General features: G+C 28.6%; 20 protein-coding genes and 3 pseudogenes. 7 read left to right on the forward strand and 16 right to left on the reverse strand.

All coding sequences use genetic code 11. From position 1 onward, the window contains the following. Positions 1-16 precede the first annotated feature (16 nt). The 4 genes from J5A73_RS08490 to J5A73_RS08505 form a co-directional block, all read right to left on the reverse strand. A complete protein-coding gene (locus J5A73_RS08490; RefSeq protein WP_211614896.1) occupies positions 17-430 on the reverse strand; it encodes a hypothetical protein in 414 nt (137 codons plus the stop codon). Positions 431-505: 75 nt separating this feature from the next. Next, positions 506-1,285, reverse strand: a complete 780-nt coding sequence (locus J5A73_RS08495) for an SDR family oxidoreductase (RefSeq protein ID WP_211614899.1) — start codon at positions 1,283-1,285, stop codon at positions 506-508. A 92-nt stretch (positions 1,286-1,377) separates the two neighbouring features. Next, positions 1,378-2,625 (reverse strand): RNA-guided endonuclease TnpB family protein, encoded by a 1,248-nt coding sequence (locus J5A73_RS08500; RefSeq protein ID WP_211614901.1) that lies wholly within the window; start codon positions 2,623-2,625, stop codon positions 1,378-1,380. A 403-nt stretch (positions 2,626-3,028) separates the two neighbouring features. After that, on the reverse strand, positions 3,029-3,145 hold the full coding sequence (locus J5A73_RS08505) for a MarR family transcriptional regulator (RefSeq protein WP_211614903.1): 117 nt from the start codon (positions 3,143-3,145) through the stop codon (positions 3,029-3,031). A gap of 276 nt (positions 3,146-3,421) precedes the next feature. Here J5A73_RS08505 and J5A73_RS08510 point away from each other — a divergent pair, with 276 nt between their 5' ends. Next, positions 3,422-3,781, forward strand: coding sequence for a MerR family transcriptional regulator (locus tag J5A73_RS08510; protein ID WP_211614905.1), 360 nt, complete (start codon positions 3,422-3,424; stop codon positions 3,779-3,781). 216 nt (positions 3,782-3,997) lie between these two features. Then, positions 3,998-4,429 (forward strand): annotated as a pseudogene (locus tag J5A73_RS08515) (hypothetical protein); the annotation flags it as partial. Positions 4,430-4,493: 64 nt separating this feature from the next. Here the strand turns inward: J5A73_RS08515 and J5A73_RS08520 are convergent. Beyond that, complete coding sequence (locus tag J5A73_RS08520) at positions 4,494-6,128, reverse strand: malolactic enzyme (protein WP_211614909.1); 1,635 nt, start codon at positions 6,126-6,128, stop codon at positions 4,494-4,496. 412 nt (positions 6,129-6,540) lie between these two features. Here J5A73_RS08520 and J5A73_RS08525 point away from each other — a divergent pair, with 412 nt between their 5' ends. From J5A73_RS08525 to J5A73_RS08540, 4 genes are all read left to right on the forward strand, one after another. After that, positions 6,541-7,179: a UPF0236 family transposase-like protein gene (locus J5A73_RS08525; RefSeq protein WP_249069497.1), complete on the forward strand. Its 639-nt coding sequence runs from the start codon at positions 6,541-6,543 to the stop codon at positions 7,177-7,179. A gap of 69 nt (positions 7,180-7,248) precedes the next feature. Then, positions 7,249-7,377: a hypothetical protein gene (locus tag J5A73_RS10710; RefSeq protein WP_256438637.1), complete on the forward strand. Its 129-nt coding sequence runs from the start codon at positions 7,249-7,251 to the stop codon at positions 7,375-7,377. A 35-nt stretch (positions 7,378-7,412) separates the two neighbouring features. Further along, entirely contained in the window at positions 7,413-8,132 is a 720-nt protein-coding gene (locus tag J5A73_RS08535) for an endonuclease (RefSeq protein WP_211614911.1), read from the forward strand. A gap of 268 nt (positions 8,133-8,400) precedes the next feature. Next, positions 8,401-9,639: a dicarboxylate/amino acid:cation symporter gene (locus J5A73_RS08540; RefSeq protein ID WP_211614914.1), complete on the forward strand. Its 1,239-nt coding sequence runs from the start codon at positions 8,401-8,403 to the stop codon at positions 9,637-9,639. 94 nt (positions 9,640-9,733) lie between these two features. Here the strand turns inward: J5A73_RS08540 and J5A73_RS08545 are convergent, their stop codons facing one another. From J5A73_RS08545 to J5A73_RS08590, 10 genes and pseudogenes are all read right to left on the reverse strand, one after another. Then, positions 9,734-10,429, reverse strand: a complete 696-nt coding sequence (locus tag J5A73_RS08545) for an FAD-dependent oxidoreductase (RefSeq protein ID WP_211614916.1) — start codon at positions 10,427-10,429, stop codon at positions 9,734-9,736. Positions 10,430-10,646: 217 nt separating this feature from the next. After that, positions 10,647-10,871: a hypothetical protein gene (locus tag J5A73_RS08550; protein WP_211614919.1), complete on the reverse strand. Its 225-nt coding sequence runs from the start codon at positions 10,869-10,871 to the stop codon at positions 10,647-10,649. Continuing rightward, positions 10,868-11,512, reverse strand: coding sequence for an acyltransferase (locus tag J5A73_RS08555; protein ID WP_211614922.1), 645 nt, complete (start codon positions 11,510-11,512; stop codon positions 10,868-10,870). The genes J5A73_RS08550 and J5A73_RS08555 overlap by 4 nt, the downstream gene beginning before the upstream one ends. An 80-nt stretch (positions 11,513-11,592) precedes the next feature. Continuing rightward, a pseudogene (locus J5A73_RS08560) lies at positions 11,593-12,117 on the reverse strand (IS200/IS605 family accessory protein TnpB-related protein); the annotation flags it as partial. 409 nt (positions 12,118-12,526) lie between these two features. Next, positions 12,527-12,643 (reverse strand): MarR family transcriptional regulator, encoded by a 117-nt coding sequence (locus J5A73_RS08565; RefSeq protein WP_211614925.1) that lies wholly within the window; start codon positions 12,641-12,643, stop codon positions 12,527-12,529. A 404-nt stretch (positions 12,644-13,047) separates the two neighbouring features. Further along, on the reverse strand, positions 13,048-14,250 hold the full coding sequence (gene pgk, locus J5A73_RS08570) for a phosphoglycerate kinase (RefSeq protein WP_211614928.1): 1,203 nt from the start codon (positions 14,248-14,250) through the stop codon (positions 13,048-13,050). A 101-nt stretch (positions 14,251-14,351) separates the two neighbouring features. After that, a complete protein-coding gene (locus J5A73_RS08575; RefSeq protein WP_211614931.1) occupies positions 14,352-14,963 on the reverse strand; it encodes a GNAT family N-acetyltransferase in 612 nt (203 codons plus the stop codon). Beyond that, entirely contained in the window at positions 14,951-17,992 is a 3,042-nt protein-coding gene (locus J5A73_RS08580; RefSeq protein WP_211614935.1) for an alpha amylase N-terminal ig-like domain-containing protein, read from the reverse strand. The genes J5A73_RS08575 and J5A73_RS08580 overlap by 13 nt, the downstream gene beginning before the upstream one ends. Before the next feature lie 12 nt (positions 17,993-18,004). Beyond that, positions 18,005-19,381: pseudogene (locus tag J5A73_RS08585) on the reverse strand (aminopeptidase); the annotation flags it as partial. A gap of 262 nt (positions 19,382-19,643) precedes the next feature. Continuing rightward, positions 19,644-20,999, reverse strand: coding sequence for a glucose-6-phosphate isomerase (locus J5A73_RS08590; protein WP_211614948.1), 1,356 nt, complete (start codon positions 20,997-20,999; stop codon positions 19,644-19,646). 188 nt (positions 21,000-21,187) lie between these two features. Here J5A73_RS08590 and J5A73_RS08595 point away from each other — a divergent pair, with 188 nt between their 5' ends. Beyond that, positions 21,188-21,856: a hypothetical protein gene (locus J5A73_RS08595; protein WP_211614950.1), complete on the forward strand. Its 669-nt coding sequence runs from the start codon at positions 21,188-21,190 to the stop codon at positions 21,854-21,856. A gap of 95 nt (positions 21,857-21,951) precedes the next feature. On the opposite strand, the gene J5A73_RS08600 is transcribed toward J5A73_RS08595, so the two are convergent. Next, positions 21,952-22,263, reverse strand: coding sequence for a hypothetical protein (locus tag J5A73_RS08600; protein ID WP_211614953.1), 312 nt, complete (start codon positions 22,261-22,263; stop codon positions 21,952-21,954). Between the last annotated feature and the right edge of the window lie 62 nt (positions 22,264-22,325).

Genomic DNA, 22,325 nt, shown 5'->3' on the forward strand with positions numbered 1-22,325 from the left:
TATAATTTATAAAAAATTAATTTGTTATAAGACTGCAAAGTTTCTTGTTATCTGAAATACGATATAAATCCATTTTAGGTCTATTCTTTTTGTCAAATGAATAAGATAATTTGTAATCTGAAAAAACTTGTGTTTTATCATTTAAGTTTGTAAAATAGATAGAATTTTCATTTTCTTTTACTTCGTAATCTAATTGTGAAAGTTCAAGCGAAACTTTTCCTGTTTTTAATGCTGCACGATTATCCAATATGCTAACTGAAATAGACGGCTTGCCATTTTCATTCAAGAATTTTATATAAGTAAGCCCCTTAAAAGTTCTGTCAACAGAATGAGGGCATCTCCAAACCTCTTTGGATATTATGTCAATATCAGAATTAGAAAAACTTAAACTAAAAGTCAGTAAAAATAACGCAAATATAATTTTTTTCATAAAATCACTCCCAAATAATAATTTTTTTATATTTTATAATATTTTTTTAGGAAAATCAACAATAAAAACTAATATTTAAAATTTCATATTATTTTTAGAACTAAACGCATTTTGAAAAAATCCATCGGATAAGTCAAATTCAAAAGTTTCACGATTGATGTAACCGACAGTTTTGTCGCTTTCGTAAAGTTGAATGATAAAATCTGCCATTTCTTCGGATGTATGATAGTTTGGATAAGATTTATCATAATCAAAATCAGTTTTACCAGTTGCGACATTTCCAAAGTTAGTTTTGGTTGCAGCGGGTGCTAGGACTTTTGCTTTTAATTGTGCGTTATTTTGCTTTAATTCTAGTGCGAGTCCCTCTGTGAAGGCGTTTACGTAAAATTTTGTGGCACAGTAGACAATTCCATTCGGGACGATTGTGTAGCCTCCTGCTGAGGAGATATTGATTAATTGAGATCCTTTTTCGTTGTGGTAATCTTGGACGTATAAGGAAGATAACAAAGTTAATGCTTCTACATTGAGATGAAGCATATCTGAAATTTTATTTAAAGGCTGCTCTTTTACATCACCATACATTCCAAATCCAGCATTGTTTATTAAAGTTTCAATGTGATAATTGTTTAATTTTGAATATAGTTCAGGGATTTTACCGACATCAGTTAAGTCAAAATCTATTACAATAATGTCCAAATCAGGATTTTTCTTCAAAATTTCGCTTTTTAGATCCTCTAGTAAATTCTTTCTTCGTGCAATCAGAATAAGATTTTTATTTCTTTCTGCAAATTTTAGAGCCACAGCCTTTCCTATTCCCGAACTTGCTCCTGTTATAACAGTATATTTTGTTTTCATAGTTATTACCTCCCTGAACCTCCCACGACTAAAGTCGCAGGGTTCTAAAATCTTTAAAAATATTTAAAAATTTTCTAAGAAATTTGATAGTCTTATGCTATCCTTATTCTTTTAGGTGTGTTCAGCTCACCTCTATTGTATAGGACGCTTAAGTCCACAACTTTACTTTTTCTTAATATATTTAATGCCCCGTTACAATCTGCATTTAATTGATAGCCTTTACTTGTTTGATATAGTCCTCTTTTTATCCTTTTTCCACTGAATATATATTCTTTTTGATTTTCTTTATCATATATCGGGATTTCATCTCCATCAAAGAAACTTGCTTTTGATGTATAACTCTCTTCTTGCAGTTTAAATTCTATTCCATATAGTTTACATAGATATATTAATTTATCTCTTAATTTTCCATATGGTATATTTACAAAGTTTTGATTATTTATACTTCCTATATTTGATTTCCTTTGAAAATCTTCATTGTATCCTAGAACTAGTTTTCCTATATCATTATTAAGACAATAATTTATTATTATTCTTGCTGCTTTTGAAAGATAATCTTCTATACGATTATTTCTCTTTCTAGCTATTCTCTTTTGCCTTAATGTTATATGCTCTATCTTTTGCTTATCTTTAATGCTTTGCAATTTTGCATTTGTCTTATTATAGTATTGATTTATTGATTTTAATTTTCTACCATCTATTATGAATGATGCTCCGTTATTAGTTACACAAGTACAAAGATTATCTATACCTAAATCAATTCCTAGTCCATTTTCTTTATTTAATTCCCTTTGAACTTCTTCTACTTCATAAGTATATTGAATTTCAAAGTACCTAGAATGTTGTTTTGGTATTATTCTAATTTCTTTTATCTTCTTACCTTTCAATACTGGTGGCAGCTTAATTTTAACTTCCTGATGAGTTTTCTTAAACGAATTTGAATAAGGAACTATCAGAATATCATCTTTTAATCTAACAAAACCTATAACAAGAGTTGTAAATCCATCTTTAGCAAGATATTTAGGTAATTTTATTTTCTTATTATCATATTGACCATTTTTAGCAAGTTTTAAAAGTCCAAAAAATGATTTGAAACTTCCGTCTACTTCTTTTAGAATTTGTTGAGCCATATTAGAATTTAATTTCTTGTAATTTTCACTATTTTTAAGCATTTTATAGTTTTCGTTATAATTTAAATACTTTTTATTTTGAAAATAGTGTTGTCTAATATTATATATAGCTTCATTAGTTAAGTTCTTGGCTATATGGCACAAATATTTTAAATTTCTAAACTCTTTTTTACTAAGATGTTTTACCTGTTGTTTTAATGTTAAATACATAGATATCACCTCCCTTTCATCAGAGATATTATACCATGTATTCTACATTTTATCTGTTTATTTTTAAATATTTTTAAAGTTTTTAAAACCCCACAACAGTGGGAAGCGTCGTTCACATAAGTGCGCTACTACTTATGCAGTTCTCTCATGAACTTCTTGTTATCTCTAACAAGCACAGACTATATCTTATCCTTATCCTATTTCAAGGACTTAGGCGAAACCACTTCCAATACCTATCGCTTGTATTGTACTCCCCTCACGAGGGATAGTCGTTGAACTTTCCTTTTCAGGTTTAGCTGCTGATTGTCTATTATCATAATGTTTAGGATTTAACCTTGCACCATCTAGTATATTTTTTCTGCTTTCGCGACCTTCACACCTATACCATATGCTCACTTAGGTATTATGTTGTGGTTATACCAGCTTTAAGAGTTCTCAGCAATTCAGTTTCTTTGTTGCACGGTTTTGATCCGTGTCTACATACAAGTTTCCCTATATGCTTACTAAAATTTTCGTGCAATTTATCTCACGACTAAAGTTGCGAGTGTTCTTGTACTATTTAATAAATTTGATAAATAAAGAATAGCAGTTAGAGTATAGTATAAGTCAAGAGTTTTTTAAAAAATTTTCCCAAATTAATTTTTTCTAACAAAGTTTCCATTTTACCTCCAAAATTTTTTATTTGAGTTGTTTTCATTTCATATATTTAGTATAATATAAAATAACCAAAATATTTATAATTAATATTCAACTATTATTTTTAGTTATAATAAAGAGAAGGAGAAAAAATAGAACAATGCAAATAAAGGAATTTTCAGAAAAAACAGGCTTAACTCCATATACAATAAGGTTTTATGAAAAAAAGGACCTGTTTCGTGTAAAAAGAGACGAAAAGAATAGAAGAATATACGATGAAACTGATATTGAATGGATAAAAATGTTAAAAAGATTAAAAGACATGGGAATGAAATTGAGTGAAATTAAGAAATATTCAGATTTGCGATATGAAGGGAACGGAACGATAAAAGAAAGAATGAAAATTTTGACAAATCATAAAAAATATGTAAACATAGAAATTGAAAAGTGGCAAAAATATTTACAAAATCTTGATGATAAACTTGAGATTTATGAAAATTATTTGAAAAATAAAAAATAAAAATCATTTACAGTTATATTTTTTGACCATTTTAATAAAAAAATTTATATTAATTCTTTTCTTAAATATTTTTTAAATTTATCAACTTTATTTTTGTTAAAAAAATATTTAAAAATAATAAAATTTTTCAAAATAGATTGTAAATTTTTTCGTAAAAAGTTAAAATATAAAATATGTTATAAAAATTTTTGAAAGGAGGCAGTATTTCATACTGTTAGAAAATTTATGAAAAAATTTGGCTTGACAACTAGAATTATGATTGGACTTAAGCGCTACAGACGGCTTTCTGAGGAGCTGATTTTTACTATACTTTTTGAATATCAGCATACTGCGGCTTCATTTATTGCAAAAACTTACGGTATTTCAAAAGCTACCGTGTATAATCTTGTCAATTCTTTTGAAATGCCAAAACTTAATATTGAAAGGTTCGAAACTTTCTTTGCAAACTACGGCAAGGATAGGGACAAGGCTCACAAAGTGTATTTTAATGGGGCAAGATCGGATACAATGGAAAAAGTAATAGAAACAAATTGTTTGGCAGATATTATTAGCGAAGCAGGAAAAGGGACAAATATTCCATATTTAAGAGGAGGAGAAAGATTGATAAGGGAAGTTCTGAAGGAAATATCACAAAGCAGAATGATTTAAAAAAGACAGCCAAAAATATTTTATTATGTTATTTTGGCTGCCCCTATATTTTTTACTCTGTCAATTAAAGTTTTTTGTATTTAGGAATCCATTTTGTATTTTTAATTGCTTCTTTTAAATCATCAACAGGATCTCTATTTAATTTTTGTTCTAATACACTTTCTCCTACTGCAAGTGCTACCGTTTCAGAAAATTCTGTTAATTTCGATACAGGTGGAAGTACTGCAGCACCAGGTTTGTTTGTATCAATAATTCCCCCTAATGAATGAGCTGCTGCTGAAATTATCTTGTTATTTACAAGTCTTGATTTTGTTGCAATAATTCCAAGTCCTAATCCAGGATAAATTAATGCGTTATTAGCTTGTCCAATTTCATAAACAATTCCTTTATATTCTATAGGATCTGATGGAATTCCTGTTGCAATAAGAGCTCTTCCATCTGTCCATTCAATAAGATCCTTCGCAGATGCTTCTGCTAATTTTGTAGGATTACTTAATGGAAAAATTATAGGTCTTTTTGTATGTTTTGCCATTTCTTGTATGATCTCTTTTGTAAAAGTTTTTGGTACCGTTGAAGTTCCTACTAAAATTGTTGGTTTTATAGCTTTAACTGCTGCTTCTAAATTTATTAGTTCATCAGAATTTTCAAATTCATCACGTTTTCTAGCAAAAGGAATTTGTTCTGGTGTCAATCCTTCTGTATCTTCAAATAATAATCCTTGCTTATCAACTAAATAAAAACGTTTTTTTGCTTCTGTTTCAGAAAGTCCTTGTTCAATCATTTCATCAAAAATTCTTTTAGCAATTCCAGCTCCAGCAGTTCCTGCACCAAAACACATGTAAACTTGATCCGTAAGTTTTTCACCAGAAATTTTTAATGCTCCTAAAATTCCAGCTAAAGTAATAATTCCTGTTCCCTGTATGTCATCATTAAAAGTTGCAATTTCATTTTCATACTTTTTCAAAATATTAGCAGCATTTAATCTTCCAAAATCTTCCCAATGAAGATACAAATCCGGGAAAATTTTCTCAGCTGTTTTTACAAATTTATCAATAAAGTTATAATATTCGTCACCTCTAACTCTTTCAAATTTATTTCCCAAATAAAATTCATTTTCCAACAATTCTTTTCTATTCGTACCTGCATCAATCACAACTGGAAGAACTGTAGAAGGATCAATTCCAGCTGCAGCAGTATAAACCATTAACTTTCCAACTGAAATATCCACTCCATTAGTCCCCCAATCCCCAATTCCTAAAATTCCTTCAGCATCAGTAACAACTATCAATCGAACGTTTCTATCACTTGATGCATTTTTTAAAGTTATTTCTATATTTTCTGGTTCTTTTACTGACAAATAAGCCGCATTCTGAGGATTTACAAATAATTCGCTGTAATTTTCTATACTTTCTGCAATTACAGGATCATAAACAATAGGCATAAACTCAACAACGTGTTCATTAAATAAATAATAAAATAATGTTCTATTTGTGTTAAAAATTTCCATCAAAAAATGTCTTTTTTCTATTAATTTATCTTTCGCTTGAAATTGTTTGTAAACTTGTTTCGCTTGAGTTTCTATCGTTTGGAATTGTGCTGGCAATAGTCCCAATAATCCATATTTTTCTCTTTCTTCTTTTGTAAATGCTGTTCCTTTGTTAAGAAAAGGATCATTCAAAATTTCATAACCTGATTTCATAAATAATCACCTCTAAATTTTTAAAATAATTTTGATAAGTCAAGTATAACATGGAATAATAGAGAAATTGATTTTTTTTTACTTTAAATTAAAGGAGAGTGTCGTGGTACAATACATATGTAACAAAAAAGAAGAAAAAAAGAAAGGTTTCTGATATAATGTAAGCCAACCAAAACTACATAAGGAGAAACCTTTCTATGAATAGTATATCAGAAGAGTACCGTGTTCCTCAACGGGCAGTTGAGTATGGACAGAGTAAAAAATATAGGAGCAAATAAATTTAATAAAATTTTTAATTAACAAAAAAGAGGAAACCAGTTACAATATAATCCCTCAATCCTATTGAAAGGTGGTTTCCTCTATGATTAGAATATCAGATTTTTATTCACTTGTAAAGATTTTTTTTTAAAATATTTTTTCCTTCAAACTTTCGTTTGAACAACAATTTAAACTATTTATCACAAAGGCTTTTGAAATATTGTTTAGAGTTTATGTCAAAAAAGTTGATGACAGATTTTTTCATTCCAATGAAAGAAAGGATAGATTTAAAAGCAAAGAGTTTATCAAAAAAACTGTTACTACTGCTTTTGGGTATGTAACTTTTGAACGTCGAAAATATGTAGACAAGAAAACAGGCGTCTGCTACTACATTGATGAAAAAATTGGACTTAAGCGGTACAGACGGCTTTCTGAGGAGCTGATTTTTACTATACTTTTTGAATATCAGCATACTGCGGCTTCATTTATTGCAAAGACTTACGGTATTTCAAAAGCTACCGTGTATAATCTTGTCAATTCTTTTGAAATGCCAAAACTTAATATTGAAAGGTTCGAAACTTTCTTTGCAAACTACGGCAAGGATAGGGACAAGGCTCACAAAGTGTATTTTAATGGGACAAGATCGGATACAATGGAAAAAGTAATAGAAACAAATTGTTTGGCAGATATTATTAGCGAAGCAGGAAAAGGGACAAATATTCCATATTTAAGAGGAGGAGAAAGATTGATAAGGGAAGTTCTGAAGGAAATATCACAAAGCAGAATGATTTAAAAAAGACAGCTAAAAATATTTTATTATGTTATTTTGGCTGCCCCTATATTTTTTACTCTGTCAGAAAGAATGAAAATTTTGACAAATCATAAAAAATATGTAAATATAGAAATTGAAAAGTGGCAAAAATATTTACAAAATCTTGATGATAAACTTGAGATTTATGAGAGTTTTTTAAAAAGTATTTCTGAAAAATAAAAAGGTCATAAATATATAGAAATTAAGGAGAAAATATGCTTGCATATACAAATATAACTTGGGGATTTGTCTTGTTATCCCCTTTTATAATTCCAATATTAATTTTATTAACTTTCTGGTTTTTTGTTTCAAAACGAAAGTTTAATTTTCTTATCGCATTTACAATTTTATCATTATTATTTGTTAGGTATCTTCGTTTTCCTTATGACACAGTTAATCGTAACAGCGAACTTGAAATATCAAAAAATTTTTTGATAAAGAGAACTTTAAGCTCAGATTCGGAACATGAAGTTTATAAACTTGTAGATAAGACAAAACCTGAGGATTTAATCTTGTATTTAGATGGATTATCTAAAATTAATAATAATTGGATTGGCTATATCGAGGAAACAGATTCTTATGAAGGAAAATATGGTGTCAAACCAGAAACATATTTTTGGATTAACGGTAATAAAATTGAATATAACTTAGATGAAAAAATTTTAGAAAAAAAATTAAATCTAAAAGAAATAAAATTACAGGATGCAGAGCACTTAGTTGATAAATTTGGAAGTAAAAAAGAAATTCTGTATCTATATCAATTAGATAAAACAGGAGATTTAGATGAAAATATTTCTTTAAATTCGGAATTAAGTAAGAAATTGGAAACAAAGTATAAAAAAGATAGAGCATTCTATTTGATGTTTTGGAGTGTAATGTTGCTTATAGAAATTATTTATCTGTATATAAAAAATAGAAAAAATCACGAAAAATAAATGAAAATACATCAATGTTTGCACCAACATAGCAAAAAATTTATATTTTCTCACATATTTTTTACACAATCAAAATATTTTTTAGCGATAAAGTTAACGAAATATTAGATGAAATAAATTTAAAAGAAAACAAATATATTAAAAAAATATTTAAAAATAATAAAATTTTTCAAAATAGGTTGTAAATTTTTTCGTAAAAAGTTAAAATATAAAATATGTTATAAAAATTTTTGAAAGGAGGCAGTATTTCATACTGTGTAGAAAATTTATGAAAAAATTTGGCTTGACAACCAGAATTATGATTGGACTGGCACTTGGAGTTGTATTTGGAATGATTTTGAGTCCTTTTGCAGCTAATCCGTTTGTAAAAGATGTTGTTATTGATTCAGTTCTTGCGTTTTTTGGAGGAATGTTTATCAATCTTATGAAAGTTATGATTGTACCGCTTGTCTCTATTTCTCTTGCAATGGGAGCAGCTTCCATTGGAGATGTAAAAAAACTTAGAAGAATTGGGACAAAAGTTTTAGGATTTTATTTTGCAACTACTGCGATTGCCGTAGCTATTGGACTATTTGTAGCGAGAATTTCCAATGTTGGAAAAGGAATGATTCACGGAAATCTTCCAAAAGGAGAATTTGAAATTGCTCAGCAAAGTAAACTTATTGATGTATTGCTTGATATGATTCCAAAAAATATCGTAAATGCGATGTCAGAGGAAAAAATGTTAGCAATAATAATATTCTTCTTGCTTTTAGGAGTTGCAATTACAGCTTTGGGAGATAAAGTTAAAAATTTAAAAACTTTACTTGAAGAAGCAAATGAACTTGTGTTAAAAATGGTAGAACTTATAATGCAAGTTGCTCCACTTGGAGTTTTTGCACTAATTTCAAAAGTGGTTGCTTCAACAGGAGTGGATGTGCTAGTTAAATTAGTAGGATTTGTTGTCGTGACATTAATAGCTTTTGTAATTCATACAGGAGTTTATCAAATAATGCTTGTAAGTATGGCAAAAATGAATCCAATTAAGTTTTTCAAGAACTTTTTAAATGTTATTTCAGTAGCATTTTCTACATCGAGCAGCAATGCGACAATTCCAGTAAATATTGAAACATTATCAGAAAAATTCGGTGTTTCAGAAGAAATTAGCTCATTTACAATTCCATTGGGAGCAACAGTAAATATGGATGGAACTGCGATTATGCAAGGAGTTGCGGCAGTATTTATCGCAAATCTTTATAACATTCAGTTAGGACCAACACAATATATTGGAATTATTTTAACAGCGGTACTAGCTTCAGTCGGTACGGCAGGGGTTCCAGGAGCTGGAATGCTTATGTTGTCACTTGTGTTAAAACAAGCTGGATTACCGCTTGAAGGAATTGGAGTTGTAATTGGTGTTGACAGAATTCTTGATATGTTTAGAACAGTTGTAAATATTACAGGAGACGCTGTCTGTACAATTGTTGTGGCAAAGAGTGAAAATGAAATTAGAGAAGTAAATAACTAAAATTTTTCTAATTAAAAAAAATATTTATGAAAAATATAAACATTAAATTAATAAAAAAAGAAAAAAGGCTGTCTTTTTCGACAACCTTCTTTTTTTATCCAAAATTATCAATTTTTACTTTTTTATTGTCAACACCTTTATCTTTTAATGCCATTCTCATTGATTTAATAAATTCTTTAGTTCCTACGATATAATAAACATAGTCATTTAGATCTCCAACATGAGCTTCAATAAAATCTCCATCAATTCTTTTTTGAACTCCTGTCAAAACTTTTATATATTCGTAATTATCGCCAAGCGGATAATTTTCCAATTCTTTGTCATAAGTTACAATATCAGGTGTACGATTGCTGTAAAATAATTTTATTTTTCCTTCATGTTTTTCATCTTTCAATTTTTTGAAAAATGGTAACACTGGCGCAATTCCAATTCCTGAAATTAAAAGAGCTATATTTTGGTCTTTAGGAATTTCTACTGGAATAAAGTTTCCAAGTGGTCCAAAAAGTGAAACAGGATCTCCCATTTTAATTTCTTTATACATTTTTTTAAAATCACTTTCACTTTCACGAACTACGAATTTTAGTACATCTTCTTCAGGATGTGAAGCAATAGATAGTGGTCTCATCATATTGTCTTTAGTTTCAAAATATGGTTCTGGAAATTTAAAATTAACATACTGACCTACTTCATATTCAAATCCTTCAGGTTTTGAAACAGTGATTTCAAAAGTTTTATTTGCAACTTTATCTCTTTTCAGGACTTTTGCCGCCCAATCTTTTTTTATACTCATTTCTTTTTCTCTCCTTCTACATTACAGACAACAATATCTATATTTTTTTATTATATTAAAATAATTATGATTAAAAAATCATATCACTTTAAAATAATACCTTTAATTTGAGAAAAAATCAACCTTTTTTTGTAATAAATATTATTTTGTAAATAAAACAATTTTATACAAAAACAATATTTTGAAATTCAAATTTTTATTTTTAATTTTAATTTTACTAAAATTTTTTTATAAATATTTCATAAATTATTCCAAGTAAAAGACTAATAATTACAGTAACAACAGATTTAAAAATCATCTCATCACTAAATTTCACAACAATTTTTAAAACTAATAAATGTACTAAAAATCCAAAATATGTTGAATTTGCAATAACTTTAATTATCTCATTTCTATTTTTAAAATCAAATTTTATAAAAAAGGTAAAAAATGAAATTGTCATAAAAATGTTCCAAGTGAATTTTTGTCAAAAAAATCACTGATTCTATTTCCTGTTTTTAGTAAAACATATTTTGTGGAAATTGCACTTATAAAAAAACCAACTAAATAAACTGCGATTATTATAAAAAAAGGTATTTTTTTTATTTTATCTCTATCAACTTTTATGTAATATCCTAAAATATAATAACCAATAAATTCTGTTATTGGAAAATGTGAAAATGGAATTCTTGGAAGATCAAATTTTATCAAATGTGGATTTAATATATTACACAAAAACCACAAAATTAATACAAAAAAAGTTTCTTTTTTAGCAAATTTTAGAACTTTTTGAAGCCAAGGGGTAATAAAATACAAACCTAAAATCATATAAATATACCAAAAATGTGGTGCTACAATTTCTTTCCCTTGTGATCCTTGTATTATTTTTATTTTATTTGCAAAAATATAAACTATATTAAAAAATATAAAAAGTGGAAGTATTCCTTTAATTCTTTTTTTAAAAAATATCGACATTTTTTCTGATTTATCCAGCAGCAAATATCCACTAATCATTATAAATAAATTAACTCCTATAGAAATTATCCCATATAACAAGATCCAAATGTTCTCACCATATTGAGTATTAACTGTATGAAGAAGCACTCTGAACCTCCCACGACTAAAGTCACAGGGTTCTAAAACCTTTAAAAATATTCAAAAATTTTCTAAGAAGTTTGATAGCTTTACACTACCCTTATTCTTTTAGGTGTGTTCAGTTCACCTCTATTGTATAGGACACTTAAGTCCACAACTTTACTTTTCCTTAATATGTTTAATGCTCCATTACAATCTGCATTTATGAGTTTACCTGCACTTGTTTGATATAGTCCTCTTTTTATCCTTTTTCCACTGAATATATATTCTTGCAGATTTTCTTTATCATATATTGGAATTTCATCTCCATCAAAGAAACTTGCTTTTGATGTATAACTTTCTTCTTGCAGTTTAAATTCTATTCCATATAGTTTACATAGATATATTAATTTATCTCTTAATTTTCCATATGGTATATTTACAAAGTTTTGATTATTTATACTTCCTATATTTGATTTTCTTTGAAAATCTTCATTATATCCTAGAACTATTTTTCCCATATCATTATTAAGACAATAATTTATAATTATTCTTGCTACTTTTGAAAGATAATCATTTATACGATTATTTCTCTTTCTAGCTATTCTTTTTTGTCTTAATGTTATATGCTCTATATTTTAAAAAAAGTAATATTTTTTATTTATTTTTAAATATTTTTAAAGTTTTTAAAACCTCACAACAGTGGGAAGCGTCGTTCACATAAGTTCGCTACTACTTATGCAGTTCTCATGGCATATATACTCCTTAATAAATTAAGGAGATTAGCCTTGAACTTCTTGTTATCTCTAACAAGCACAGACTATATCTTATCCATATCCTATTTCAAGGACTTAGGCGAAACCACTTCCAATACCAATCGCTTGTATTGTACTCCCCTCACGAGGGATAGTCGTTGAACTTTCCTTTTCAGGATTAGCTGCTGATTGTCTATTATCATAATGTTTAGGATTTAACCTTGCATCATCTAGTATATTTTTTCTGCTTTCGCCACCATCACACTTATACTATATTCGCACTTAAATATTATGTTGTGGTTATACTAGCTTTAAGAGTTCCCAGCAATTCAGTTTCTTTGTTGCACGATTTTTCTACGTGTCTACATACAAGTTTCCCTATATGCTTACTAAAATTTTCGTGCAATTCATCTCACGACTAAAGTTGCGAGTGCTCTTGCACTATTTAATAAAAATAAAAGCTAAAATTCTAATAATATCAATAGCCATAATTATCCTACCCAAATTTTTTTAATAAAAAATGACCGTTCCCAAAATAGTAAATTTTAGAAACAGCCATAAGTGAACTACTCCCGCTTTTAGAAGTGGGAGCTTCTTGGGAAGTATCTGCTTCTGTTAGCCAAATATATTTACCAAGCTCTTCGGGCAGTCCCTGCCCTGATGTACGAGTATTATACCATATAATAATTATTATTTCAAGTTATGTTCTGCAATTCATCTCCCTCTTGTAGAAGAGGGAGACTTCTTGCTAGATATTGTTAAAATGAAAAAATTATATATAATAACAAGCTTTATTTTTTATCTTTCACCTTATTTTTCTGAAATAGCTGCTACACCTGGTAATACTTTACCTTCTAAGTATTCCATTGAAGCTCCTCCACCAGTTGAAATGTGAGAGAATTTATCAGCAAATCCTAATTGAATTGCTGCTGCTGCAGAGTCTCCTCCACCAATAATTGTTTTAGCGTCTTTCAATTCAGCGATTGCTTTACAAACACCAATTGTTCCGTTAGCATAGTTAGACATTTCGAATACTCCCATAGGTCCGTTCCATACTACAGTTTTAGCACCTTCTAAAGCTTTTTTGAATAATTCTACAGATTTTTCACCTATATCTAATCCCATCCATCCATCTTCAATGTCATCCACTGAAACTGTTTTAAATGGTACATCGTTACTGAATTCTTGAGCTACAACAGCATCTACTGGTAACAATAATTCAACACCTTTTGTTTTTGCTTTTTCGATTAATGATTTAGCTAAATCTACTTTATCAGCTTCTAATAATGAAGAACCTGTATTTTTTCCTAATGCTTTTAAGAAAGTGAACATCATTCCTCCACCGATAATTACTTTATCAGCTTTTTCTAATAAGTTATCAATAACTCCAATTTTATCAGAAACTTTTGCTCCTCCTAAAATAGCTACTAATGGTCTTTCAGGATTATCAACAGCTCCTCCGATGAATTTAATTTCTTTTTCAATTAAGAATCCAACTGCTGATTCTTTGATATTTGAAGCAATTCCTACATTTGAAGCGTGTGCTCTATGAGCAGTTCCAAATGCATCATTTACGAATACATCTCCTAAAGAAGCCCAATATTTTCCTAATTCAGGATCATTTTTAGATTCTTTTTTACCATCTAAATCTTCAAATCTAGTATTTTCAAACATTAAAATTTCTCCTGGTTTTAATTCAGCAACTGCTTTTTCCAATTCTGGTCCTCTTGTTACAGGTACAAATTTAACTGGTTTTCCTAATTTTTCAGCTAATACTTTAGCAACTGGTGCCAATGTTTTTGAAACTTTGTCTTCTTCAGTTTTAACTTTTCCTAAGTGAGAAAAAGCAATAACTGCTCCACCGTTGTCCAAAATATAGTTTAATGTAGGCAATGCAGCAGTAATTCTGTTATCATTCCCAACAACTCCGTCTTTTATAGGTACATTAAAGTCAACTCTTACTAAAACTTTTTTACCTTTTACATCTAAATCTTTTAAAGTTTTTTTAGCCATTAGTGCCTCCTAAATTTATTGTGTTTATTATTTTATTTTCTACTAAAATTATATCACTCTTTAATCTAATTTTCAAGTTATTTATTGCACATAGTTTAATTTTATTTAAAAAAATTTTTTTTATTTTTTTTAAAAATGATTTCTATTTTTTTCTTGTCAACTTGTGATATTTTTTTCAATTTTTCAGGTTCATTTTTATGCTCTAAAATTGCTTTATGAAACCAAGTTACACCTATCCATTTTCCAAATTTATAGCCAGAATTTGCAAAAATTCCAATTTTTTTAAATCCAAAACTTTCGTGTAATCTGTCACTTTTTTCATTTGGAAAAGTTACGCAGCCATACACATTTACGACATTTTGCAACTTCAAAATTTCAATTAATATTTTATACAATTTTTTTCCTAAGCCATTTTGGACATAGTCTTTATCAATGTAAACAGAAAGTTCAGCATCCCACATGTAAGCTGCTCTTTCCCAAACTTTATGAGCATAGGCGTAACCTAATATTTTATTTTCACATTCACAGACAATATATGGATACTCTGGCAAAATTTTTTCTATTCTCTCTTTAAATTCCAAAAGTGTTGGTACATCATATTCAAAAGTTATAGTCGTATTTTTTATATAATATTCATAAATTTTTAAAATTTTACTTGCATCTTCAACTGTCGCAAATCGAAATTTTATTTTTTTTTCGTCTATTCTTCCCATTTATGCCCTTTTTTTAAAATCTTTCCTTCTTTCGGTTTTAAATTTAATTTTACCTTTCCATTACTAGCAGAATAAAATGTATTTCCGTCTATTAAATTTATAAATTTTTCGTCTAAATAGTCAGTTGAAAATTCGATTTCCTGTTCATAAAAAGAATTATTGATTACAACAATTATTGAATATCTGTCATTAATTCTTTCATAGACAATGACATCCTTTTCGTTATCTGCCATTATTTCTTTAAATTTTCCATAGACTAAAACTCTATTTTCTTTTCTTATTTTTATTAATTTTTTGTACCATTGAAATAAATCAGTGTCAACTTCTTGTGAATAACTTTCATTTTGATTTATGTATGACGGATTTTTTTCGTCGTCATAGATAAATTCTTCCCATAACATTGGCTTTCTGCAATAAGGGTCAGTTGCTCCCCACATTCCTACTTCATCACCATAAAATAACATCGGTGCTCCAATATAAGTCATTTGAAAAATTGAAATTAACTTTAAAACATCTTTTGGTTTAATTTCACTATTTCTCCAGTCAATTGTCGTATTTGGATGATAATTTCCAGCAAGACACGGTTTTATACTGTTGTAACCCTTTTCTAACTGTTTTCCTTCTTCCAGATTTCTTCCAATTCCATCGTTGACTATTCTCGAATAAAGTCTATCTGTATCATGAGAACCATTCAAATTTTGACTGGCTTGAAGCGCTTGATACGGATACCAAGATCTTTTTTCACGAAGTTCGTTAAAAAAGTCCTGTGCTTTTAATTTATATTGATACCCACCTTGACTGCTTTGATTTACAAAAAATCCAATCACAGTTTTTAGCCATTCATAGTTCATAACTGTATCAAATTTATTTCCATTATTTATGTCAACTGACGCATTTCCCCATAATTCTGCTGTTATGTAGGAATCTTTCTTGCTTTCTTTTACAACTTTTCTCCATTCGTTCCAGAAACCTTGATTTTCCAAGCAGTTTGGCACATCTAGTCGCCATCCGTCAATTCCGTCATCTTCTTGCCAATTTTCACTTTCAACTCCATCTGGACCATACATCCATTTTCTTGTGATATTAAAGATGTATTCTTTATATTCCTGATTAAATGTATTAAATTCTGGAAGTGAATTAAATCCTGCCCAAGCATTGTAACGAACTTTTTTCTTATTAATTATAAGCGTTTCATAAGCTTGTGCATCAGTCATATCATCAGTTATAGGAACATGGTCGCTAAAATCAGTAAATTTATACCAATCTTTATATTTTGAACTTTCTCCTTGAGCCATTACAACATCAAATGACCAGTGTCTGTCACTGCTGTGATTAAAAACTCCGTCAAATATAACTCTTATTCCGTTTTTATGAAGTTCTTTTATTAAATCTACCATTATCAAATCTGATTCTGTCCAAACCCAAGTTGCTGGATCTTCAGTTTCTCCATAACCATTTTTACCTCTGTCTTCTCCTTTCAAGTTCACTTGCAATAACTCTAATTCACTATTATTTTTTACATTTGAACCAAGTACATCCACATAAGATTTATTTCCAAATTTATTTTCTTTGTTAATTTCTACGCCATATTCTTTTCCGCTTGTCTTAATTGTTCCAAAGTCAGGAGAAATATGTCTAAAGTCATTTGCCCCATACTTATGATTTTGATATGAGAAAAATACTGGATTTAACCATATTGCTGTTATTCCAAGTTCTTTTAAATATGGTATTTTTTCTTTTATTCCCTGCAAATCTCCACCATACATTCTTGCATATTTTAAACTATAATCTATATTCTGCTCTCCAATTCTTTCCCATCCAACTTTATCTTTAAAATCAGCTGTCCAACGGTTTCTATCAAATTTTCCATATAAATTATTAACTTTTTCCCATTTATATTTTTCTATAAAGTTTTGTTCATGAAGTTCATTTCTCATAAATACTTCTGGTCCAAATTCATTAAAAACGGGATCATTATAGTGATTTTTATTATAAAATCTATCTGGAAAAATATTGTACCAAATAACTTCTTTAGCCCAGTCTGGAATGCTAAAAATTTGAATTTCGTCTGATTTTGTATCAATTACAATCTTTGGTGGAACTTTATAATCTAAGTTTTTTCCATTAAAGTAAGCTTTTACTCCACCATCTTCCAAAATAAAATAATAACGAATTTTATCAACTTGTTTTCCAAAATCTATGATTCTCTCAAAATAATCAAATCCATTTGTTCTATCACGAAATCGCTCAAGTTCATAAATCATTTCATAGTTGTCTTCTTCATGTAAAACTATGCTTATATAGACTTTTTCCACATCATTCATCTGTGTTCTAAGTTTAAATTCATATTCTCTATCGGAAATTTTATTAAAATACTGTAAATTTTTGTAGTTATGTGCAATCGCTTTTAAGCTCACATTTTTGTCAATTGCTTCATACACAAATTTTCCAGTTCCCAAATCTCCTTTAGGAAACAAATCTCCGTTTTCTCCAATTATTAATTTTTTATTTGCACCTTCTGGATACCATTTTCCATCAATTTCATATTTATATTCATAACTTCCTTCAGGAATTGCCAAAATTACTTCATAATTCGTCTTATCAAGCTGTTTAATCGGCTCATCTTCCAGTTTCCAGCCGTCGTAATTTGTCGCAATTTTTATACTTTTTGCTTCACTCAATCCAAATTCAGCTATATCTAAATTCATTTTATAAAATTTCATTTTTTTCAAAATAAATTTCTTTTCTTCAGGTACAAATATAATTAAAATGTCAACTCCCTTTTGAAAACCTGTTATTGGTTTAGCCGATGCATTTTTTTCGACAACAGCATCAAAAGTTTCTGCAAATGGAGCAGTGTGGTTATATGTAACTCCGTAACTTTCATCATTTTCATCTTTTATTTCAAAAAAATAACTTCCTTTATCAACATTTTCCCATTTATAAATTAAAAGTTTATCCCCTTTTTCTCTGAAATCGGCTTTTTTATAAAACTTATTATCTTTGTATATCTCTATTTTATAGCTCATTTATATTCTCCTTTATATTTCAAAAAACACTTTATACGCTTTATATGTTTCATACAAATCAGCTTTCGAAGAAATTTCAAATAGCGAATGCATAGATATAAGTGCAGGTCCTGCATCTATCGTCCTTATTCCATAATAAGCTAAGAATTTTGCGACAGTTCCTCCACCGCCTTCGTCTACTTTGCCAAACCCTCCAATCTGATATTCTATGGCATTTTTCTCGAAAACTTCTCTAATTTCCTGGATAAATTCTGCGTCAGCATCACTTGATCCATATTTTCCACCACTACCGGTATATTTTGCAAAAGCTATTCCATAAGATAATCTAGCCGCATTATCTAAGTCGTGAACTGAAGAAAAAACTGGATTTACAGCTGCTGTCACATCTGATGACAACGCTTTTGAATTCCATAATGTTTCTCTTAACATTTGGTCATTATAATTCTTTTCTGTCATTGACAAAATTTTTCCTACAATATATTCTGGTAATGTTGATTTTAATCCTGTTGAACCTTCACTTCCGATTTCTTCCTTATCTGTTAAATAAACCATAACCGTTTTTCTAGGATCTTTTACTTCATATAGTGCTGCAAGGGAAGTGTATGCACAAATTCTGTCATCTTGTCCGTAACCACCTATCATAGTTTCATCTAGGCCCACATCTCTTAATTTACCAGCTGGAACAATTTCTAACTCCGCTGTAAAAAAGTCATCTTCTTCCATTCCATATTTTTCTTTTAATTTATTTAAAACCCATTGTTTTACTTTTTTATCAATATTTTTATCTTTTACAGGCGTATTTCCAAAAAGGAGTTTCAATTCTTCACCTTTTATCACCTCTGCCGTTTTTCTGTCTCCCTGTACTTTTCGAGCTAAATGTGGTAAAACATCAGGCACGCAAAATACTGGCTCTCCTTCTTGTTCTCCAATCGCCAAAGTCACTTTTGTTCCATCTTTCAAGTAAACTACCCCATGAAGCGCAAGTGGAGTTGAAGCCCACTGATATTTTTTTATTCCCCCATAATAATTTGTGTTAAGTAGTGCAAATTCTTCTTGCTCTTTAATTGGATTCGGTTTTAAATCAAGTCTTGGTGAATCCAGATGTGAAACAATCATATTAATTCCATTTTTTATATCTTCTTTTCCGATAATTATTGCAACAATATTTTTATCTCTGTTATTAAAATAAACTTTATCCCCTTCTTTTAAAGTTTCTTTTGTTTTTATATCAACAAAACCATTTTTTTTCAGTTTTTTTTCTGTCACTACGACAAATTCTCTTTCTGTCTTTGCCAAATTCAAATACTTTTTATATTCTTCAGCAAATTCAAATACTTTTGATTTTTTTTCTTCGGAATAGTTTTTCCATAAATTCTCTTTTGTCACCGCTAGCTCCTTCTTTTTTTATTTTTTCAAAATTTATTTCAACATATTCTTTAAACTTATTTTCCCTTAAATTTTTAAATTTTCTAAATAATTAACTTTTTAGAAAAAACTAATTTAAAAATTAATATTACACCTATCCTAATATATTTTACATCTTTTTTATAAAAAATCAAGTTATTTTTAAAATAAATAAAAAAAAAGTTATTTTTTAATTTTTTTACTAAAAAATAACTTTTTTATTATTTTTATTTTTTAAAAAAATTTTTTATTTTATTTCTTTTAATTTTGCTTCTAATTCTTTTCCAGCTTCTTCATATCCTGGTTTTCCAAGTAATGCAAACATATTTTTCTTGTAAGCTTCAACTCCTGGCTGATCAAATGGATTTACACCCAATAAATATCCACTCACTCCACATGCTTTTTCAAAAAAGTAAAATGCATATCCCAGTTGATAAGGAGTTGCTTCAGGAATATTTACTGATAAATTTGGTACTCCACCATCGACATGAGCTAAAATAACTCCATCTCTTGCTTTTTTATTTACATAATCCATAGTTTTTCCTGCCACAAAGTTAAGTCCATCCAAATTTTCTGCATCTTCTTCAATTTCAAATTCAACTTCTGGTTTATCAATTGAAACAACAGTTTCAATGAACACTCTTTGTCCTTCTTGAATAAATTGTCCCAAAGAATGTAAATCAGTCGAAAAATCAGCTGATGATGGATAAAGTCCTTTTCCATCTTTTCCTTCAGATTCTCCAAACAATTGTTTCCACCATTCAGCAAAATAATGTAATCTTGGTTCGTAATTAACCATTAATTCCACACTTTTACCTTTTCTAAGTAAAATATTTCTAACAGCTGCATATTGTAGAGCTTGGTTTTCTTCCAATTTTTTGCTAGAAAAATCTTTTACAGCATCAGCTGCTCCTCGCATCAACTCATCAATGTCTATTCCAGCTGCAGCGATTGGCAATAATCCAACTGCTGTTAAAACAGAAAATCTTCCTCCAACATTATTCGGTACAACAAAAGTTTCATATCCTTCACTTGTAGCTAATGTTTTAAGCGCTCCTTTTACTTTATCAGTAGTTGCATAAATTCTTTCTTTAGCACCTTCTTTTCCATATTTTTCTTCTAACAATTTTTTAAATACTCTGAAAGCAATTGCTGGCTCAGTTGTTGTTCCAGATTTTGAAATAACATTTACTGAAAAATCTCTGTCTCCGATTGCTTCAATTAAGTGTTTTAAATAAACTCCACTCATATTTGTTCCAGCAAAATAAATTTCTGGAGTTTTTCTTTTTTCTTTTGTTAAATTGTTGTAAAAGCTGTGTGATAAAAATTCAATTGCAGCTTTTGCTCCTAAATAAGAACCACCTATTCCGATTACAACTAATACTTCTGAATCGTTTTTAATTTTTTCGGCAGCTTTTTTAATTCTATCAAATTCTTCTTTGTCATAGTCGCAAGGTAAAGTTGTCCAACCTAAAAAATCGTTCCCCGCTCCTTCCTTGTTTACTAAAACTTCATTTGCCAATTCTACAAATGGTTTTAGTTGAGTAATTTCTTTTTCATCAAAAAAATTTTTTGCAAATTTATAACTAAATTCCAATTTCATCTTTTTTTCTCCTCAAATCTATAAAATATTTTTTTTACATTTTAAGTATATCAAAAAAAAATATTTTTTTCAAATAAAAAAATATCGAACTAAAAATTTATCTTTAAAATCTTCACTAGTTCAAAAAAATATGTTAAAATAACATAAAGATTCAAAATTTAATTTAATTAAAAGGAGTGTTTAATTATATGAAAAAGCTACTAACTTTTCTCTTACTAACTTTGTCAATCCAGCTATTTTCAGACAATTATAAAGTTATTCAAAAAAAAGGTGTCACTTTATCACAGCAAGAACTGAATAAGAATAATAAAGAAATCGAAATTGCAGCTAAAAGAGACTATAATTTAATTTTACAAGGAGCATCAATTGGGACGAAATCAATGCTTTCCCGAATGATGAATCAACAATTTCAAGCGTCTAAAAATAATAATCAGATGCTTAAAAATTATCAAAAAAAGATAGAAAAATTTTCTAGTGATATGATTGATTATATGTTAAACAACAATAAAATTGAAATTGAAAAAATAAGATATGTTAAAAATGATGTCGTGGAAGTTACATTAAATATAAAAATAAAAATGCCAGATGTGGCAGGAAGCTACAAAAAAATATTTGAATTAATGACAAACGAAGATTTTATAAGCAAAAAAGAATTGAAGAATCTGTCAGAAGATGAAATTTTTGATAAAATAACAACAAAAATGTTTGAAACTGTGAAAAAAACTTTGGAACAAACACAAGAATATTCATCTTCAAAAGCTACAATTTATTTGGAAAAAGACAATGGAAAATGGGGAGTTGCTGAACTTGAAGAAAAATTAGAAAATTATAGACAAATGTATAAAATTTCAAAATAATTATATAAATTAAGTTCATAAAAGGGCTATCTTATAAAAAGATAACCCTTAATTTTTTATTACTCTTGTTCTTCTATGTAAATCTTATAAAATTACTATTTTTTAAATACACCAGTAACTTTATTTGCTAAGCCCTTAGCCCCTTCTACTGTCTTGTCTACTGCTTCCTCAGTGCCTTTTTTCACATCTTGAACAATTTTACTATTTGAAGCTTTTTCTGCTAAATCTTTTGCGCCTTCCACAGTTTTTTCAAAAACTTCTTCTGTTCCTTTTTTAATATTCTGAGCAACTTCGCTTCCTGCAACTTCCTTTGCTTTTTCAGCAGCCTTATCAGCTAAATTTTTTGCTCCTTCTTCAGTTTTCTTTAAAGCGTCTTCCGCTCCTTTTTTCAAATCATCAAGTTTCATAATTTCACACCTCTATTTTCTTTTATTTTATTATTTTTATTTTTTATATTTTTTATAAATAT

This window comes from Leptotrichia sp. oral taxon 218 (assembly GCF_018128225.1).
Taxonomy (GTDB): Bacteria; Fusobacteriota; Fusobacteriia; order Fusobacteriales; family Leptotrichiaceae; genus Leptotrichia.

Bases quoted from the DNA above. Each gene is read 5' to 3' on its own strand.
- J5A73_RS08490 (WP_211614896.1), bottom strand. From the start codon at position 430: ATGAAAAAAATTATATTTGCGTTATTTTTACTGACTTTTAGTTTAAGT.
- J5A73_RS08495 (WP_211614899.1), bottom strand. From the start codon at position 1,285: ATGAAAACAAAATATACTGTTATAACAGGAGCAAGTTCGGGAATAGGA.
- J5A73_RS08500 (WP_211614901.1), bottom strand. From the start codon at position 2,625: ATGTATTTAACATTAAAACAACAGGTAAAACATCTTAGTAAAAAAGAG.
- J5A73_RS08510 (WP_211614905.1), top strand. From the start codon at position 3,422: ATGCAAATAAAGGAATTTTCAGAAAAAACAGGCTTAACTCCATATACA.
- J5A73_RS08520 (WP_211614909.1), bottom strand. From the start codon at position 6,128: ATGAAATCAGGTTATGAAATTTTGAATGATCCTTTTCTTAACAAAGGA.
- J5A73_RS10710 (WP_256438637.1), top strand. From the start codon at position 7,249: ATGAAAATTTTGACAAATCATAAAAAATATGTAAATATAGAAATTGAA.
- J5A73_RS08535 (WP_211614911.1), top strand. From the start codon at position 7,413: ATGCTTGCATATACAAATATAACTTGGGGATTTGTCTTGTTATCCCCT.
- J5A73_RS08540 (WP_211614914.1), top strand. From the start codon at position 8,401: ATGAAAAAATTTGGCTTGACAACCAGAATTATGATTGGACTGGCACTT.
- J5A73_RS08545 (WP_211614916.1), bottom strand. From the start codon at position 10,429: ATGAGTATAAAAAAAGATTGGGCGGCAAAAGTCCTGAAAAGAGATAAA.
- J5A73_RS08550 (WP_211614919.1), bottom strand. From the start codon at position 10,871: ATGACAATTTCATTTTTTACCTTTTTTATAAAATTTGATTTTAAAAAT.
- pgk (WP_211614928.1), bottom strand. From the start codon at position 14,250: ATGGCTAAAAAAACTTTAAAAGATTTAGATGTAAAAGGTAAAAAAGTT.
- J5A73_RS08575 (WP_211614931.1), bottom strand. From the start codon at position 14,963: ATGGGAAGAATAGACGAAAAAAAAATAAAATTTCGATTTGCGACAGTT.
- J5A73_RS08580 (WP_211614935.1), bottom strand. From the start codon at position 17,992: ATGAGCTATAAAATAGAGATATACAAAGATAATAAGTTTTATAAAAAA.
- J5A73_RS08590 (WP_211614948.1), bottom strand. From the start codon at position 20,999: ATGAAATTGGAATTTAGTTATAAATTTGCAAAAAATTTTTTTGATGAA.
- J5A73_RS08595 (WP_211614950.1), top strand. From the start codon at position 21,188: ATGAAAAAGCTACTAACTTTTCTCTTACTAACTTTGTCAATCCAGCTA.
- J5A73_RS08600 (WP_211614953.1), bottom strand. From the start codon at position 22,263: ATGAAACTTGATGATTTGAAAAAAGGAGCGGAAGACGCTTTAAAGAAA.